At 34.1% G+C, this 15776-nt stretch carries 13 protein-coding genes; 10 read left to right on the forward strand and 3 right to left on the reverse strand.

What is annotated here, in order from left to right; translation table 11 throughout:
* Positions 1–37: 37 nt before the first annotated feature.
* Positions 38–1159, reverse strand: coding sequence for a glycosyltransferase family 4 protein (locus IPK14_20405; GenBank protein ID MBK7995649.1), 1122 nt, complete (start codon positions 1157–1159; stop codon positions 38–40).
* A 107-nt stretch (positions 1160–1266) separates the two neighbouring features.
* Between IPK14_20405 and IPK14_20410 the strand changes: the two genes are divergently transcribed.
* From IPK14_20410 to IPK14_20440, 7 genes are all read left to right on the forward strand, one after another.
* The gene (locus IPK14_20410) at positions 1267–2559 is read left to right on the forward strand and encodes a prepilin peptidase (protein MBK7995650.1); all 1293 of its coding nucleotides are present in this window, start codon (positions 1267–1269) and stop codon (positions 2557–2559) included.
* A 240-nt stretch (positions 2560–2799) separates the two neighbouring features.
* Entirely contained in the window at positions 2800–3732 is a 933-nt protein-coding gene (locus IPK14_20415; GenBank protein MBK7995651.1) for a UDP-3-O-acyl-N-acetylglucosamine deacetylase, read from the forward strand.
* Between the two features lie 130 nt (positions 3733–3862).
* Positions 3863–4840 carry an alkaline phosphatase family protein gene (locus tag IPK14_20420; protein MBK7995652.1) on the forward strand — a complete coding sequence of 326 codons (978 nt, stop codon included), beginning with the start codon at positions 3863–3865 and terminating at the stop codon, positions 4838–4840.
* A complete protein-coding gene (locus IPK14_20425) occupies positions 4837–5526 on the forward strand; it encodes a hypothetical protein (protein ID MBK7995653.1) in 690 nt (229 codons plus the stop codon). The genes IPK14_20420 and IPK14_20425 overlap by 4 nt, the downstream gene beginning before the upstream one ends.
* A gap of 2 nt (positions 5527–5528) precedes the next feature.
* On the forward strand, positions 5529–6245 hold the full coding sequence (locus IPK14_20430; protein MBK7995654.1) for a glycosyltransferase family 2 protein: 717 nt from the start codon (positions 5529–5531) through the stop codon (positions 6243–6245).
* Complete coding sequence (locus tag IPK14_20435; protein ID MBK7995655.1) at positions 6242–6604, forward strand: flippase-like domain-containing protein; 363 nt, start codon at positions 6242–6244, stop codon at positions 6602–6604. The genes IPK14_20430 and IPK14_20435 overlap by 4 nt, the downstream gene beginning before the upstream one ends.
* A gap of 336 nt (positions 6605–6940) precedes the next feature.
* Positions 6941–7273 carry a flippase-like domain-containing protein gene (locus IPK14_20440; GenBank protein ID MBK7995656.1) on the forward strand — a complete coding sequence of 111 codons (333 nt, stop codon included), beginning with the start codon at positions 6941–6943 and terminating at the stop codon, positions 7271–7273.
* 70 nt (positions 7274–7343) lie between these two features.
* On the opposite strand, the gene IPK14_20445 is transcribed toward IPK14_20440, so the two are convergent.
* Positions 7344–8783, reverse strand: a complete 1440-nt coding sequence (locus IPK14_20445) for a cation:proton antiporter (protein MBK7995657.1) — start codon at positions 8781–8783, stop codon at positions 7344–7346.
* Positions 8784–9179: 396 nt separating this feature from the next.
* On the opposite strand from IPK14_20445, the gene lysS reads away from it, so the two are divergent.
* The 3 genes from lysS (at position 9180) to IPK14_20460 (ending at position 14575) form a co-directional block, all read left to right on the forward strand.
* The gene (gene lysS, locus IPK14_20450) at positions 9180–10730 is read left to right on the forward strand and encodes a lysine--tRNA ligase (GenBank protein ID MBK7995658.1); all 1551 of its coding nucleotides are present in this window, start codon (positions 9180–9182) and stop codon (positions 10728–10730) included.
* 218 nt (positions 10731–10948) lie between these two features.
* Positions 10949–12139 (forward strand): hypothetical protein, encoded by a 1191-nt coding sequence (locus IPK14_20455; GenBank protein ID MBK7995659.1) that lies wholly within the window; start codon positions 10949–10951, stop codon positions 12137–12139.
* Between the two features lie 330 nt (positions 12140–12469).
* Complete coding sequence (locus tag IPK14_20460; protein ID MBK7995660.1) at positions 12470–14575, forward strand: hypothetical protein; 2106 nt, start codon at positions 12470–12472, stop codon at positions 14573–14575.
* 95 nt (positions 14576–14670) lie between these two features.
* Here IPK14_20460 and IPK14_20465 read toward each other — a convergent pair whose 3' ends face one another.
* Positions 14671–15297, reverse strand: a complete 627-nt coding sequence (locus IPK14_20465; GenBank protein ID MBK7995661.1) for an energy transducer TonB — start codon at positions 15295–15297, stop codon at positions 14671–14673.
* Between the last annotated feature and the right edge of the window lie 479 nt (positions 15298–15776).

A 15776-nucleotide genomic window follows, 5' to 3' on the forward strand; every position in this document is an offset into this window, starting at 1 on the left:
TAAGGAGTAAAAGGAATAAAACGTTTTTAAGCTAGATTTATTTATTTAGATAAAGTTGCTCTATTTGGGAAATCACTTTTTTCATTAAAAATTTTTCTTCTACAAAGCTATAAGCATTTTGAGCTAGTGTTTTTGCTAGGTTTTTATCATTTATTAATAAATTAAGTTTTTCTGCTAGCAAATCGCTACTACCTACAGGAAAAACTAGTCCTGTTTTGCTGTCTTTAACAAGTTCTGCTAAACCACCAACATTAGCTACAATTACTGGACGATGGCAAATCATTGATTCTAAACAGACTATAGAAAAAGCTTCATTTTCTGAGGGTATTACAACTATATCTAAAGCATTATATAAGCTAGCCAAATCTTTAACATGTCCAAGAAATTTTACTTGCTCAGTTAAATTAAATTTTTTAGCTAAATCTTCTAAATATTTAGTGTAGGGTTTTTCTTTGTTATGTTCATTTCCTGCAAATACAACAAAACAGGGAGCTTTTAACTTAGTAACTGCTTCTAATAACAGATGTTGACCTTTTGCTTGAGTTAGTTGGTTAACAATTCCAACAACAGGCAGATTACTTGAAATACCAAGTTTTTGGCGCGACTCTTCTTGAGTGTCGGAAATAATAAATTTTTCTCTATTTATCCAATTAGGAATAACTGCTAGCTTTGGATAAGAATTATTAGAAGTATAAAATTTTAAGTTAAAAAATTTTGCCCAAGTGTCGCGAACACTTGTAGATACAGCAATTACAGTGTCAACATTGCTTAACAAATGACTATAAGCCCAATTAGCCTTTACAGGTAAGTAATGATGTCTAGTTAGAAAAAACTTTGGTTTAACCCCAAGTTTTTGAGATAAATGCACAGCAATTGCGGTTAATGGATAATCGCGTGCGTAGTGGGTATGGACTACATCGATCTTTAGCTTTTGAATTAGATTAGCTAATTTATAAGCAGAGATTAAATCTATTGCTCCTCGTAAAGCTAGAGTATGACAGTTTATGCCAAAGTCTTTAACTTGGCTAGGCAGTGGACTAAATGGACGTACTGCAAGATGAATTTCATGGCCGCGAGAAGCAAGTTCTATAGACAAATCTACTACATGACGTTCTGCTCCACCAAATTCTTGTGCTGAACTAATCTGCAAAATTTTCATAATTTTGTTATTTTAGTTGACAAATTTTCTGAAAGCCATTACTTACAAACTATTAAGCTCGTTCTAAACCAGAAATATCAACAATTCTTAATTACTTGTGAGGCAATGTGGTAAATACAGGTATTCCAGACATTGATCTACTTCCAGAATGGTTTTGGGTTTTAACTGTAACTTTATTTGGTTTGGCAATAGGTAGTTTTCTAAATGTTGTAATTTACCGTATCCCTTTGATGTATAAAGACGAATGGGAAGAGATGGATGAATCTAGCGATAGTGAAGTCAGTAATACAAGCAAAGAAACTAAAGAACAACAAATAATTAAAGAAAAAATCGCAGAAGAAAAAATAGAAAATATACAAAAAGAAGCAATATCAATAGATAATGATAAGAAAGAAGTTGTAGAAACTAAAGAGCAGACTACAACAGATGAAGAAAAAATCTCGCTAGTTTATCCAGCACGATCTTTTTGTCCTAATTGTAAACATCAAATTACTGCACTAGAAAATATTCCTATTTTAAGCTATATGGTTTTAGGTGGAAAATGTCGTAAGTGCAAGGTTAAGATTTCTATTATTTACCCATTTGTAGAAGCTTTAACCACCATTGCTTTTTTACTAGCCTTTTATCATCAAGCTTCAAAACCTGTTTTTAGCATTGCTGATTATGTTTTTAACGTTGCGTTTATCTCTGTCAACATAGCTTTAATATTTATTGATTACCAGAAAATGATTTTGCCAGATGTACTAACTTTGTGGGGAGCCTTGCTAGCTTTAGTAATTCGCGGGTTTGTTGTTAATGAACCACAACTACAAAATGTGTTTTTAGCTACATTACTTGGGGGTTTTGTTTTTCTGATGGTAGTTGTTTTAATCATTCTACTTTTTGTAGACACAAAGCTTTTTCAACTACTAGTAATTGCAGGAGCATTAATAGCATTTTGCCTTGCTTTAACTTCGCTAATGGGTGACCCAGATAGGTTTTTTGATATTCAGAATAGATTTATATTTTTCTTGCAGGAAAAACTTGTTCCTTATCCCGCTTTGACCTCCATAATTAACAGCATATTAGGTGCAATAATTGGTTTTGGCCTACTTTTTAGCCTATCAGAAATCTATAGGTTGCTACGTGGGGTAGATGGTATGGGAGGCGGCGATTTTAAGATGATGTTGTTTGTTGGGATGTATTTAGGCTGGCAACTTTGTCTTACTACATTGCTGCTTGCTCCAGCACTAGCAATGTTACCTATAATTGCTATTTTTATCTTGAAAGGTAATGAAGCATGGCAATCTAAATTGCCTTTTGGCGTTTTCTTAGGCTTAGGAGCAATTGTTAGTTTGCTATATGGTAAACAAGTAATTGATGGTTATTTTTGGATAGCACAGCAATATCTTGCTCCTTGATTAACATTAATTAAAACTATTGTGGTTTCTCTGCAACATCGCTTGTTTAAGATTGTGGTCAAGTTGCAACATCTTAAACAAGCGTCTTATTTTTGGTTAAAGATTAACTCCAACAAATAGAAATAGTTGTTTTAGATCAAGTAAAGAAAAAATCTTTTGGTACAAAAAATGCTTAACAGCAAAGACTTGCAATAAACTGTAATACTTTATTTTGCTCAAGTTGCTGGGAGGATAGAAAAGTTGACTGTTTTTACGTTCGCGCAAAATGTTCTAAGTAATCAATTTAATACTTCTTTTTCGCAAAGAACTCTTAAAGAAGCTATTAGCTGTCAAGGTCGTGGGTTACACACAGGTTGTGATGTAAAAATGACACTTAAACCCGCCCCTCCTAACACTGGAATTTGTTTTCAACGAGTAGACTTATCTAATTTTGAAATTCCTGCCTTAATTGAATACGTTGCTAGAGTTAGTTACGCTACTACATTAATGCGTTTAGGAGTAATGGTAGCTACTGTAGAGCATTTACTTTCTGCCTTAGCTGGCTGCCAAATTGACAATTGTATTGTTGAACTTGATTCGTTGGAAGTGCCAATAATGGATGGTAGTTCACGGGAATTTATTACTTTAATAAAAGCTGCTGGTGTAGTTGAACAATCTGCGGCTAGGGTGTGTTTAAAAGTTTTAGCTCCGTTAGAAGTGTGTGATGGCAATCGTAGAATTAAAATTGAGCCAGCAGAGGAATTTTCTATTAATTCTTTAATAGATTTTGCTCATCCATTAATAGGAAAACAAATGTTTAGTTATAGTTCTAGCAAAACAGATTATATCAATGAAATTGCTCCAGCACGAACATTTGGTTTTACTAAGGAACTAGACGCACTACGCCAAGTGGGTTTAATTCGTGGTGGATCGCTAGAAAATGCTATTGTTTTAACAGAAAATGGATTGCTTAATACAGAAGCCTTACGTTTTATTGATGAATTTGCACGGCATAAAGTTTTAGATATTCTTGGAGATCTTGCTTTAATAGGTCGCCCAATTATTGGTCGAGTAACAGCCGAACGTTCAGGACACGCGCTACATGCTCAATTAGTTTCGCAATTGCTTAGGGATTCTAGTTCTTGGAAACTTATTGAACAAGAAAATCCACAACAATTAGCCGTTGCTAGATAAAACAAACTAATTGCAAACACTTCTACAATCCAGTAGCAATCCAGACTTGACCTTGTAGATTTTAAGGTTAAGCTATCAAGTTATTGTTTTTTAGCGAAAAGCTTCTATTACTTTAGTATTTGTTTGATTTATGAGTAAAAAATTATTTTTTCTTGGTTTAGATGGAACAACATTTGATTTACTTGACCCGTTAATGCGGGAAATAGGTCTTCCTAATCTTGAGCGTATTATTGCTAGTGGTGCTAGAGCTTCTTTAGAAACAACTATTCCACCCATCACCCCTACTGCTTGGGTTTCTTTAGTAACAGGTAAAAATCCAGGTAAACATGGAATACTAGAATTTTTACTTAGACGTAATGGATCAATGCACAATCTCCCAGTAAATCAAGCACTTAGAGATAGTCCGGCAATTTGGGATATACTTTCCCAGCTAGGTAAAAAAGTAATTGTTACAAATATGCCGGTTACTTATCCACCTGCTTCTGTTAATGGGTTGATGGTGTCTGACTTTTTAACTCCAAGAGGAAAACGAGATTTTACTTATCCATCAGATTTACTTGCAGAACTTGAATCAAAATTTGGCCCATATCGCCTTTATATTACAGAGGTTTACGCACCTGGCAATATTGATAAAGTGCTAGACCAGCTTTTTGATGAATTAGAGTATAAAACCAAGGTGACAGAATATTTAATGGAACAATACCCTTGGGATTTTTACGCTAACCATATTTGGAGTACAGACCGTTGCCAACACGAACTTTGGCATATTTGGGATGAAAAACACCCTCTTAGCAATCGTAAAGAAGTTACCAAACATCGTGACCGGGTTATGCAGTTTTGGAAGGCAGTTGATGAAGCAGTTGGAAGAATGGTAAGAAAAGCTGGGCCAGATAGTTTAGTTATGATGGGGTCAGATCACGGTTTTGGCCCAATTCATAAATTCCTTTGCTTTAATATTTGGCTACTTTCCGAAGGGTTACTTGTACTTAAGAAAAGTGCGATGACTCAACTTAAGAAACTGCTTTTTAATCTAGGGTTTACTCCAGAATTTGGCTATCGCATGTCAATGCGTATGGGACTAGCTAAAATCGGTTGGCTGCTGGGGTGACTAATCGCTCGCAATTGTTTAAGATTATTAATAGTTTGATGCTTTCGCTCCAAGATGTAGATTGGACACAAACAGTTGCTTACTCTAAAGGAAATTACGGACAGATTTTTATTAATCTAAAAGGACGTGAGCCTAATGGAGTAGTTACACCAGGTGTTGAATATGAAAGAATTTGTCAGACAGTGGTAGATAAATTAAAGGCAATAGTTAATCCTGATACAGGAGAAAAGCTAATTAATCAGGTTTGGCGACGCGAAGAAATCTACACCGGCCCACACGTTGAAGCGGCCCCAGATATTTCTTTCTTACCACTAGATATGCGCTATAAGCCTATGGGGACGCTAGATCTTACTTCTAACCGTTTTATTACAGATGTTTATGGTAATTCAGGCGATCATAGAATGAATGGGCTTTATATTGCTACAGGCCCTAATATCAAGCCTGCAATGAGACTTTCCCGCGCTCGTATAATTGACATTGCACCAACAATGCTTTATTTACTGGGCTATCCAATTCCTAAAGATATGGATGGCGAAGTTTTAACGGAAATGATTACAGACGATTATCTAAGCGCAAATCCTATAAGTGCTACAGATGGAATTGATAAGCAAAAAATTGCAGCAGATTTTTCTGAAGAAGATAGTGAAGAAGTAAGCGCACGCCTTAAGAGTTTAGGATATTTATAAAAATGACGAGCAAGTTTAATTCTATTTCCGCAGTGCTGCCAGCTTTTAATGAAGAGGAAAATATTGAAGCCGCAGCACTTAAAATGCTAGATGCACTTAAAACACTTCCTTTTTCTTCATATGAAGTAATCATTGTTAATGATGGTAGCAAAGACCGAACAGGCGAAATTAGCGACTCGCTAGCAGCAAAATATCCAGAAATTCGCGTAATCCATCACCCAACTAATCTTGGCTATGCTCAAGCTTTAAGTAATGGTTTTACTGGTGCTAAATCAGACCTTATTTTTTATACTGATTCTGATAACCAATTTGATGTCAAAGAGTTAAAGAACTTTATTGCACCTATTGAAGATTATGATTTAGTTTGTGGATTTCGTATTTATCGCTATGATCCTTTAACTAGATTATTTTTGTCTTGGGGTTTTAATTTACTGGTTAGAATTATTTTCCGTATACGAGTTAGAGATATTGATTGTGCTTTTAAGTTATTTCGTCGCAGCATTTTTGACAAAATTAAAATTGAATCACAACGCTTTTTTGTTGATGCTGAAGTGTTGGCTAAAGCCAGATATCATAAATTTTCTATGACGGAATTAGGCGTAAGACATTACCCTAGAACGGCTGGAAGTTCTACCGTTCGACCTTCTCATATTTTCTACACTTTACAAGAGTTAGCCAAGATTTGGGTTAATATTCATTTGAAAGGTGACAAATCTTGAACTCACAGTCACCTGAAGCCACTTTACTTAATCCTAGTCCTGTAACAGATCTAAAACTTAATCAAAACAAATCGAGTTTACTCTGGAAAATATTACAAATTGCTATTGGACTAGTAGCTTTTATCTTTGTTTTAACAAGAATTGACCAAAAGGAATTATTAAAAGTTATTGCTCAGGTAAATTATTTTATTTTACTAGGCGCAGTGCTAAACACATTATTTATGACTTATTTAATGGGTTGGCGTTGGCAACTATTAATAAAAGTAAAATACTCTGTTAGTAGTTGGACATTGTTTGGTCAATATTTAACAGCACAGTTTTTTAATTTATTTACTCCTAGTGCTGTTGGGGAGATCTAGCAAGACTACTTAGAGTTGGAAAAATTACAGGTGATAGTAGCTTTGTTTTTACTTCTATTGTAGTTGAACGCTTAGTTAGCCTTGTTGGACTGCTTTTAAGCAGTTTAGTTGGACTTTATCTTGGACGAGATTACTTAAATAATCCTAATAATTATTACTTTGTTGCAGGTTTGCTAATAATTTCTATTTTTCTTTGTTTGCTACTTTTTAGCAAAATGGCAATGAAGCTATTTCTTAATTTAGTGATTAGATTTGAGTTATTGATTAACCGTAAATTAGTTAGCAGTACAATAGAAAAAATTGGTAATCATTTAGCTAATTTTTAGTCAAAAACCTTTGCTACTTTTAAGTATTATTCTGACTACGTTTTTAGTTCGCACAACTTGGACAATTTCTTGTTGGTTAGTAGCACAAGCTTTAGATTTAAACATCCCTTTATTTGTTTTAATGGCTTTATTTGCAGTTGTTGATTTAGCTAGAATGCTTCCAATTTCGCCACCTAATGGAATTGGAGTACGTGAATATTTGCTGGTTTTGCTACTTAGTCCCTTAGGGATATCTAACACACAAGCAGCATTATTTTCTTTTTTAGCTTATAGCTTATTGATGGTAAATGGTTTAATAGGAGGGCTAGTTTATACTAGCCAAGCAATGTTAGAAAAAGAATGAGAAATGATTATGGCTTGGTAGCAAGTGCCAAGCCATATCTTTTAGGTAATTTTTTGTTAAATTCCTTATATCAAATAAGTTGTTCTTGTTGTTGCGATTGAAAGCTTTGTATAAAAGATAATAATGGCCCAGCCATAAAAGTTGTAATTAATGCCATTAGTACCATCATAGTAAAAATTTCTGCCGAAAGTATGCCTAAATCATAACCTACATTAAGCACCACTAATTCTACTAAGCCTCGTGTATTCATTAAAGTACCAAGAGCAAAAGATTCTTTCCAGCTTAGTCCTGTAAAACGTGCTGCTATAGCACTTCCAAACAATTTACCTACAACAGCTACTGTAATTATAAGCAAGCATATTAACCAACCATTTATATTATTTAAAGAGCCTATTTCAGTACGTAAACCAGTAAAGGCAAAGAAAAGGGGTAAAAGAAAGACTACAGAAAAATCCTCCACTCTATCTCTTAATAGCTTTCTAAATTTGGGATTTTCAGGAAGAATAACTCCCATTAAAAAGCCACCAAAAAGGGCGTGTATTCCAATGATTTCAGCAAATAAAGCAGATAAAGAAAGTAAGATAAAAATCCAGGAAACAAGACTTCTGCTTATATCATCCTGAACCATATGTTTATCAATAAACTTACTTAATAGAGGCTTAACTAAATAAAACATAAAAAATATAAAACCTAGTGCTAAAACAACTGTATAAATAGCGGAAGTAGGAGAACCAGATTTTACAATAGCAACTACTAAAGCTAAGATGCTCCAAGCAGAAATATCATCTACAGCAGCACAAGTAATAGCTATTGAACCTAATGACGTACCTGATAAACCCCTTTCTTGAACAATTCTTGCTAGAACAGGAAAAGCTGTAATACTCATAGCAATACCCATAAACAAAGCAAAAGCAAGAAAGGAAACCTCTTTTGGTGCATATAGTTTGTAAAGAAAAAGCGACAAGATTACGCCTAAAAGGTAAGGAACTATTATACTTGCATGACTAACAACAACTGCTGATTTGATACGATTGTTAATAGCTGAAATATCAAGTTCCATCCCTATTGTAAACATAAAGAAAACTAAACCTATTTGACTAACTAGTTGGATGTTACCCAAAGATGTTTTTGGGAAAAGAAAAGTAGTAAAATCTGGCGTTATAGTTCCTAGTAATGAAGGCCCTAGCACAATTCCAGCAAGAATTTCCCCTATAACTAAAGGCTGCCCAATTTTTCTCAGAGGAAAATTAAGCAATTTAGCAAGCATTATAATAAACATAATTTCTAGTAAAATAAGGCAAATAGGGCTAACAAAGTTTCTTTTAATATCATCTATAAATCCTTTTTCTGATTTTGCTTGGCTTGTTTGTTCTGCATTTGAGTTAGATGTGATATTTTGAGAAGAAGCAATATGTTGCCTTTCCAGGGTTTTTCCATAGTTTAGCAATAAAAAAAGACTAATTCCAAAAACTAGTATAACTGCTAGATAAAAAATTACATGATTTCGCATGAAGTGACTCCTATTTTACTACATTTGACTCAACTAAAAATAATTTTTATGAGAAGTTATGAGAATAATTAATAAATAAAGTTAGGTGTTATGAAATAAGATTAGCTAGCTAAGTTACTTATTGATAAGATCTTGATCAATTTTTAAGCCAAATTTACAAATATATTTTGAATGAAATTAGTTTTAATATGTATCTTACTTTTTAACGGTTTGTCAATTATCTTTATTGATTAGTATTTTTTATCAAGTTAAATTTTTTTCTTGATATTCCAACTTCTACAATAGTTTTAGAAGTAGTAAGCATCTTCCTTGACACTTCTTAAAGGCTCAATACATAATAACACTTCTTTTCTACTTAACAATTTCAAATCATTAACTTAGGAGCTTTTAGCCTTGATAGAACAAGACCACGAACAAACCTTGCAACGAAAGAAAAATCTACAAGACATTATAGAATTAGGTTTTCCTGCTTATACCCATTCTTATGATAAAACTCATACTATTACTGAAGTAGTAAATTTATATTCAGGGAAAACTAAAGATGAGCTAGCCGAAGCACATATTGAAGTGTGTGTGCCGGGTCGTATTCGTGCTGTTCGTAAAATGGGCAAAGCTGCCTTTATTACTTATTCAGATGGTCAAGAGATTTTACAAGTTTATCTACGTAGCAATGAAGTAGGGGAAAAACTTTGGAAGTTATTTGAACTCTTAGACTTAGGTGATTTAATTGGAGTTAAGGGACATCTATTTCGCACTAAAACAGATGAATTTTCTATTCACGCAACAGACCTAATGTTTTTAGCTAAAGCTTTAATTCCACCGCCAGACAAATATTATGGATTACATGATAAAGAAGTACGTTATCGTCAACGTTATGCAGATTTGATTGCAAATCGAGATGTTAGAGATGTATTTGTTAAACGCTCGCAAATTATTCGAGAAATTAGAAGTTATTTTGACAAGAATGCTTATGTTGAAGTAGAAACACCTATGCTATCACCTCTTGCAACAGGAGCCGCTGCACGTCCTTTTGTAACTCATCATAACGCACTAGATATTACTCTTTATGCTAGAATTGCTCCAGAACTCTACCTAAAACGTTTGATAGTTGGTGGACTAGACCGAGTTTATGAAATAAATCGCAATTTCCGTAATGAAGGTCTATCCATTAAACATAATCCTGAATTTACAATGCTAGAGTTTTACCAAGCTTATAGCGATTATAAAGATTTAATTGAGTTAACCGAAGAGCTAATAACTGATTTAGTTGCTAAAGTTTGTGGGACACTTGAAATTGAATACAACGAGAAAAAGCTTAATTTTGCTCGTCCTTGGACACGTCTTACAATGCGTGAAGCAGTAATTAAGTATTGGCCTGAAAATCTTTCACCAATTACCGAATCCGATTTAGTTGGTATTGATAATCTACGCTCGCTTATAGAAAAAACGGGTGCAGATGCTCATCCAAAGGCTAATGCAGGACAATTGCTAGGTGCTTTATTTGAACATTTAGCTGAACCTCATTTGCAAAGCCCAACATTTATTACAAGATTTCCTACAGAGCTTTCACCACTTTCTAAACAATCAGCAGATGACCCAAATTTTGTTGATCGTTTTGAACTTTTTATTGCTGGTATGGAAGTAGCAAATGCTTTTAGCGAGTTAAACGACCCAATAGAGCAGCGAAACCGCTTTGAAGCACAAATGAAACAGCGTGAAGGAGGCGACGAAGAAGCTATGGTCTTGGATGAAGATTATATTCGCGCTCTTAGTTATGGTATGCCTCCAACAGCCGGTGAAGGCATAGGAATTGACCGACTGGTAATGATTCTAACAGGGCAACATTCCATTAGAGATGTAATTTTATTTCCTCATATGCGTCCAGAAAGAAAAGCAGTTGAACAAGAAACAGAAGAAACTGAAGAAACGCAACAAACACAGGAATAACAACCAAACTTATTTCTAATAGCAAGTTAAGACCTAAGATGATGGTTAGGTCTCACCTTGCTATTTTCACTAAAAAACTTTCCAACAAATTCAATACGTTATTCTTACCTAACATCTACAATCTAGTAGTTCTTTTGTAACCGACTACAATTTACAGACGTTCACCTTTGTTAAAAGGAATTTCACTAATTAAAAATTGTAAGAGGAGGATTAAAATAATGAATCCAACACAACAACGATTTATGGTTTTTTGTGTTTTTGTTGTTTTAATAATTGTTGGAGTAGGTTTTGTGGTAAGTAATGCTTTGACGGGAAAAGCTGGAGAAGTCGACTTAAATGGAAAAGCAAAAAATATTCAAGCTGAAAAAGGAGCAAACCTAGAAGAACGTCTTGGAGTAGATGATGGTGCTTCACTAGCATTTATTTATGGTGCAGATATGCAGGGAAGTTTGGATAATTGCGGTTGTAAAGCTAATCCTGTTGGAGGGTTAGTTAGACGGGTTAAATATGTAAATTCTTTTAAGGAAAAATATAAAGATATACCAGTATTACACGTAGATGTAGGGCATTTATTTAATGAAGAATTAGCAGCAGAAAAGCCAGAAACCTTAAGAGAAGACGCGCTGTTAATGAATGAATGGATGTTAAAAGCATTTAGCCAATTTAAGTTGGATGCAATTAATTTTTCACATCGGGATATGCTTTATGGAAAAGTAGTTTTAGACAAAGAAAAATATCAACAACAATTAATGTCAACTCCAATATTAGGAGACATGATTTCTGCTAATATTTCACCATCCCAAGATATTAATAAAATTACTCCTCTTAAACCTTATGTTATTCGTGAAGTTCAAGGAAAACGCTTAGGCAAAAAAGCTAATTTAAGAGTTGGTTTTGTTGGTTTAACTGAAACTTGGCCTAATGCTATAACAGGTTTTGTTGTTAATGAACCTTTAGAGAAAATTAAAGCTATATTGCCAGAAGTAAGAGCAAAAGCTGATCTGGTAGTAGTATTAGCTTATTGTAACTTAGGAGTTGCTAAGGAAATTATTAAACAAAATCCTGATATTGATGTTTTAATTACTGCTAATGCTGTTGCTTTACCTCCTCCTGCTCAACGTGATGGAAAAACTATTTTTGTTCACAGTATCAATCAAACCAAGAGTTTAGGAGAATTAAGACTTTATTTAGATGATGAGGGTAAAGTTAAGGATTATCTTAATCGCTATATATCATTAGATAGAAATATTCCTGATGATACAGAAGCGGCTAAAGTTTTTGCTGCTTCTAAAGTAGAAATAGAAGCTGCTAAAGCTAAAATCTTGGCAGCAGAGGAAGAAGAGCTAAAAAGGCTTAATGAAGCAAATAATAATCTTAAGCCAAATAAAAATGCGGGTTCCACGAATTAGATAAACAAAACCTTTGATTAGAATAAAGATAAGCTCACTTTAGGACTATGTTTTTTTACTATGAGGCTAGCTTTGCTCTAGCTTTATTAAAGTGAGCTTATTTCTGACATTTCCATAAACTAATAATTAGTTAGTATGTAGTTTGACTTACTACAATATTTTTGCCAAATATTTTTTCTTTTTTGTTATATACCCTTCTAAAATCTTGTCTTCTTCAAGAAATGCTAACTTTAATCAATTAATTCCAATAAAAATATTTAAGTTAACTTTCTTATGGTCTTTCAAGATCAGCTTCTAAAAACATCTTATAAATAAGTGAGAGAGAAAATTATGAAAACATACAAACATCGGGTTGTTTGGAAGTATTTTATCCTTTCAATGATTTTTTGTTTTATGTGTAGCACTGCATTAGCTCAAAATAAACAAAAAGAAAATGTTCTTTTAACATCAATTAAAGCAACAAACTCATTGAATAATAACGAGCTTAGCGATGATGAAAAAAAAGACAATAAGAAAAAAATAGTTGAAAAAGCGAGTAAAGAAGTAGAACCAAACATAAATGAAACTTCTGTTACAAATATAGGTGCTGAATCTGCTACTACAGATGTTTTACCTGTCCCTGTTGGAGCAGAAGATCCACCACTTGGTTTTGTTGGGCCAAAATCGACTGTTAAAATCAAAAACCCAATGAAAACTGATGAACAAGAAAGCGGAGATTTTATTCCTGTAGATGATCGTTGGAGAGTAGGGTTTCCTGAGTGGGATAGACATGGCGATCCAACAAAAGCAAATTACCCTTACACTAAAGGTAGTCTGCTTAATCCTTATAGGCAAAATGTCTTAAAAGGCGATTATCCAATACTTGGCACTGATAAATTTTTTAACTTAACTTTAACTAGCGAGACTTTCTTAAGTGCTAGACGTATTCCGCTGCCTAGTGATATTAGTGCGCAACGTCCTGATAGTAGAGAGTTTTTTGGCCGTGGTGGACTTTTTCTTTTTAATCAAAATTTCAGTATTGCTGGAGATTTTTTCCAAGGTGCAGCTAACTTTAAGCCTGTTGATTGGCGCATTCATGCTACGGTAGTTTTTAATATAAATTATGCTCAGGCACGTGAAAATGTAGTTCTTAGAATTGATCCTAGTCGAGGTAATACCCGTCGAGATGGTTTTATCGCTCTTCAACAAGCTTATGGGGAATATCGTTTGGGTGATACAACTAAAGTTTTTCCATTTCTTCGTGGTAAAGGCAGCAAAGGCGGTTATAGCCCATTTTTTGATACAACTTCATTTCGTGCAGGTATTCAGCGGTTTAATAGTGATTTTCGGGGTTTTATTTTTAATGATTCTAACCTGGGTTTAAGGTTATTTGGTAATTTTGCTTCTAATCGTTATCAATATAATGTTGTTTATTTTGATATGCTGGAAAAAGATACTAACAGCGGTCTTAATACTATCAACTCACGTGCACAAAGAGTGTTTATTGCTAATCTTTATCGTCAAGACACTATTAAAAAAGGATACACCACCCAATTTAGTTATCACTATAACCGTGATGATGGAACAGCTTTTCGACTGGATAGAAATGGTTTTCCAATACGTCCTTCGGTAATTGGAACAGTAGTTCCACATAAACTAAGGACACATTATTTTGGATTTACTTCTGATGGTCACTTTGGAGAAAAACTACCTAAAATATTGTGGCTAAATAAAATTGGTGGTGGGCTAAATCTTAGTACTGCCGTTTATCAAGTTCTTGGAACAGGTGATTTTAATGGTTTAGCTGGTCGTAAAGTAGATGCTAATGCTCAATTAGTTGCTGTTGAACTTTCTGTTGACCGTGATTGGAAGCGGTTTCGCACTTCTTTTCTTTATTCTTCTGGTGATGGTAATCCTACGGATGGTACTGCTAGAGGTTTTGACTATATTTTAGACAATAACAATTTTGCTGGAGGGCAATTTAGTTTTCTTAATCAAGTTGGAATACCCTTTTTAGGTACAACTACGCAGCTTTCTACACCTAATAGTTTAATTCCTAATCTTCGTTCTAGCAAAATTGCTGGTCAAGCAAACCATGTAAATCCTGGTTTATATCTTTATAATGTTGGAGCAGATTTTGATATTACACAAAAACTTCGTGTTATCAGCAATGTTAATTTTTTAAGCTTTGCTGCTCCACAAGCTTTAGAACAAGCTTTAGCTCAACCATTTATTGAAAAAAACTTAGGAGTTGATTTTAGTACAGGAATTAAATATCGCCCAATTTTAACCGAAAATATTGTTATTTTTTCTGGAGTTTCGGCTTTTCGACCTGGAGCAGGTTTTAGTTCTATTTTTAGTCAAAATTGTAAGCCTGCTGGCCCGCTAGAATGTGGAACTGAGACAGGAAACAAAACTCTGTTTAATATTTTTGCTACAGTAAGAATAACTTATTAGTTAAAGTCTTGATTGGAAAAAGATAAGCTCACTTTAGGACTGTGTTTTTTGGCCGCGACACTAGTTTCTAAAGTGAGCTTATTTAGGTGTGATTTTTATAAGCTAAAGCGGAAAGTTATCACACCTTGAACTTTTACGGGTGTACCGTTAAGGAGGGTTGGGTTAAATTTCCATTGACGAGCAGCATCTAAGGCAGCTTTTTGTAGTAAGCCGTGTCCACCTAATACTTTGGTAGAAACAACTTTCCCATCTTCACTAATTAATATTTCTACTTTTACTTCACCAGTAATATTACCATTACGAGCTAATGCTGGATAATCTGGAGCGACTCTAACTAGTGCATTACCAGCTATTACACCTTCGCTACGTCTAACAATTGATGGTATGGGTTTAGCTTCTGGTTCAGCTACTTTTAACTCTTCTTTTGCTGGTGGAGGAGGGGGAGCAGGTTTATCTGTTGGAACACTTCCTATTACACCATTAGGTAAACCACCAATAGAGCCACCATCTACACCATTAGGTAAACCGCCTAAATCTACACCACCATTAGAAGCATTAACTAAGCTTGGTGTTGTTGCTATTTTAGGTGTAGATTCGGTGATAGGTTCGATTCTATCAGGAACCCTATTTGTTGGGTAATCTGGTTTTACAGTGGCATTATTATTTCTTACAACAGGTGATCCTGCTGGAGGTGGTGGAGGTGGCGGGAGGCGGTGCCACAAGCATTGTTAAAAGGGATAATTGTTCATCTAGTTTTGCATCATATAGAAAAACTCCTCCAACTATTGAGCCTGCTAAGGCTAATGTCCAAATTGTTGAGGTGACAGCAAAATACATCCAAGTTCTTTTATCTTTCTTTGTTTTGGTACACTCCACCAGATTGTTAAACATAGTTATACACTCCTTATTGTAATAGTTTTTAAGATACTTAAATTTTACTTATTGAATAGTTTTTTGAGTGTTTTCTGATGGGCCGGCTCTCTTTATTCACTCTCTTGCTTTCTGTAAACTTTGACACCTGGTTTTATTTTTAGTTCCCAAAATTTCCCAAAAATCTTAAAAATTTTTGCAAAAGTAGCAAAATTCTATCTATATGCAGTAGTTTCTGTAACTGTTTAATGATTTAATTACTTGTAAATAAAGGAGAAGATAAACTGATTTTAGATTTAATTAAAAACCTTAAAATTCTTTAATTTTATAG

The sequence above is a fragment of the Blastocatellia bacterium genome (assembly GCA_016713405.1).
Classification (GTDB): Bacteria; Acidobacteriota; Blastocatellia; order Chloracidobacteriales; family JADJPF01; genus JADJPF01.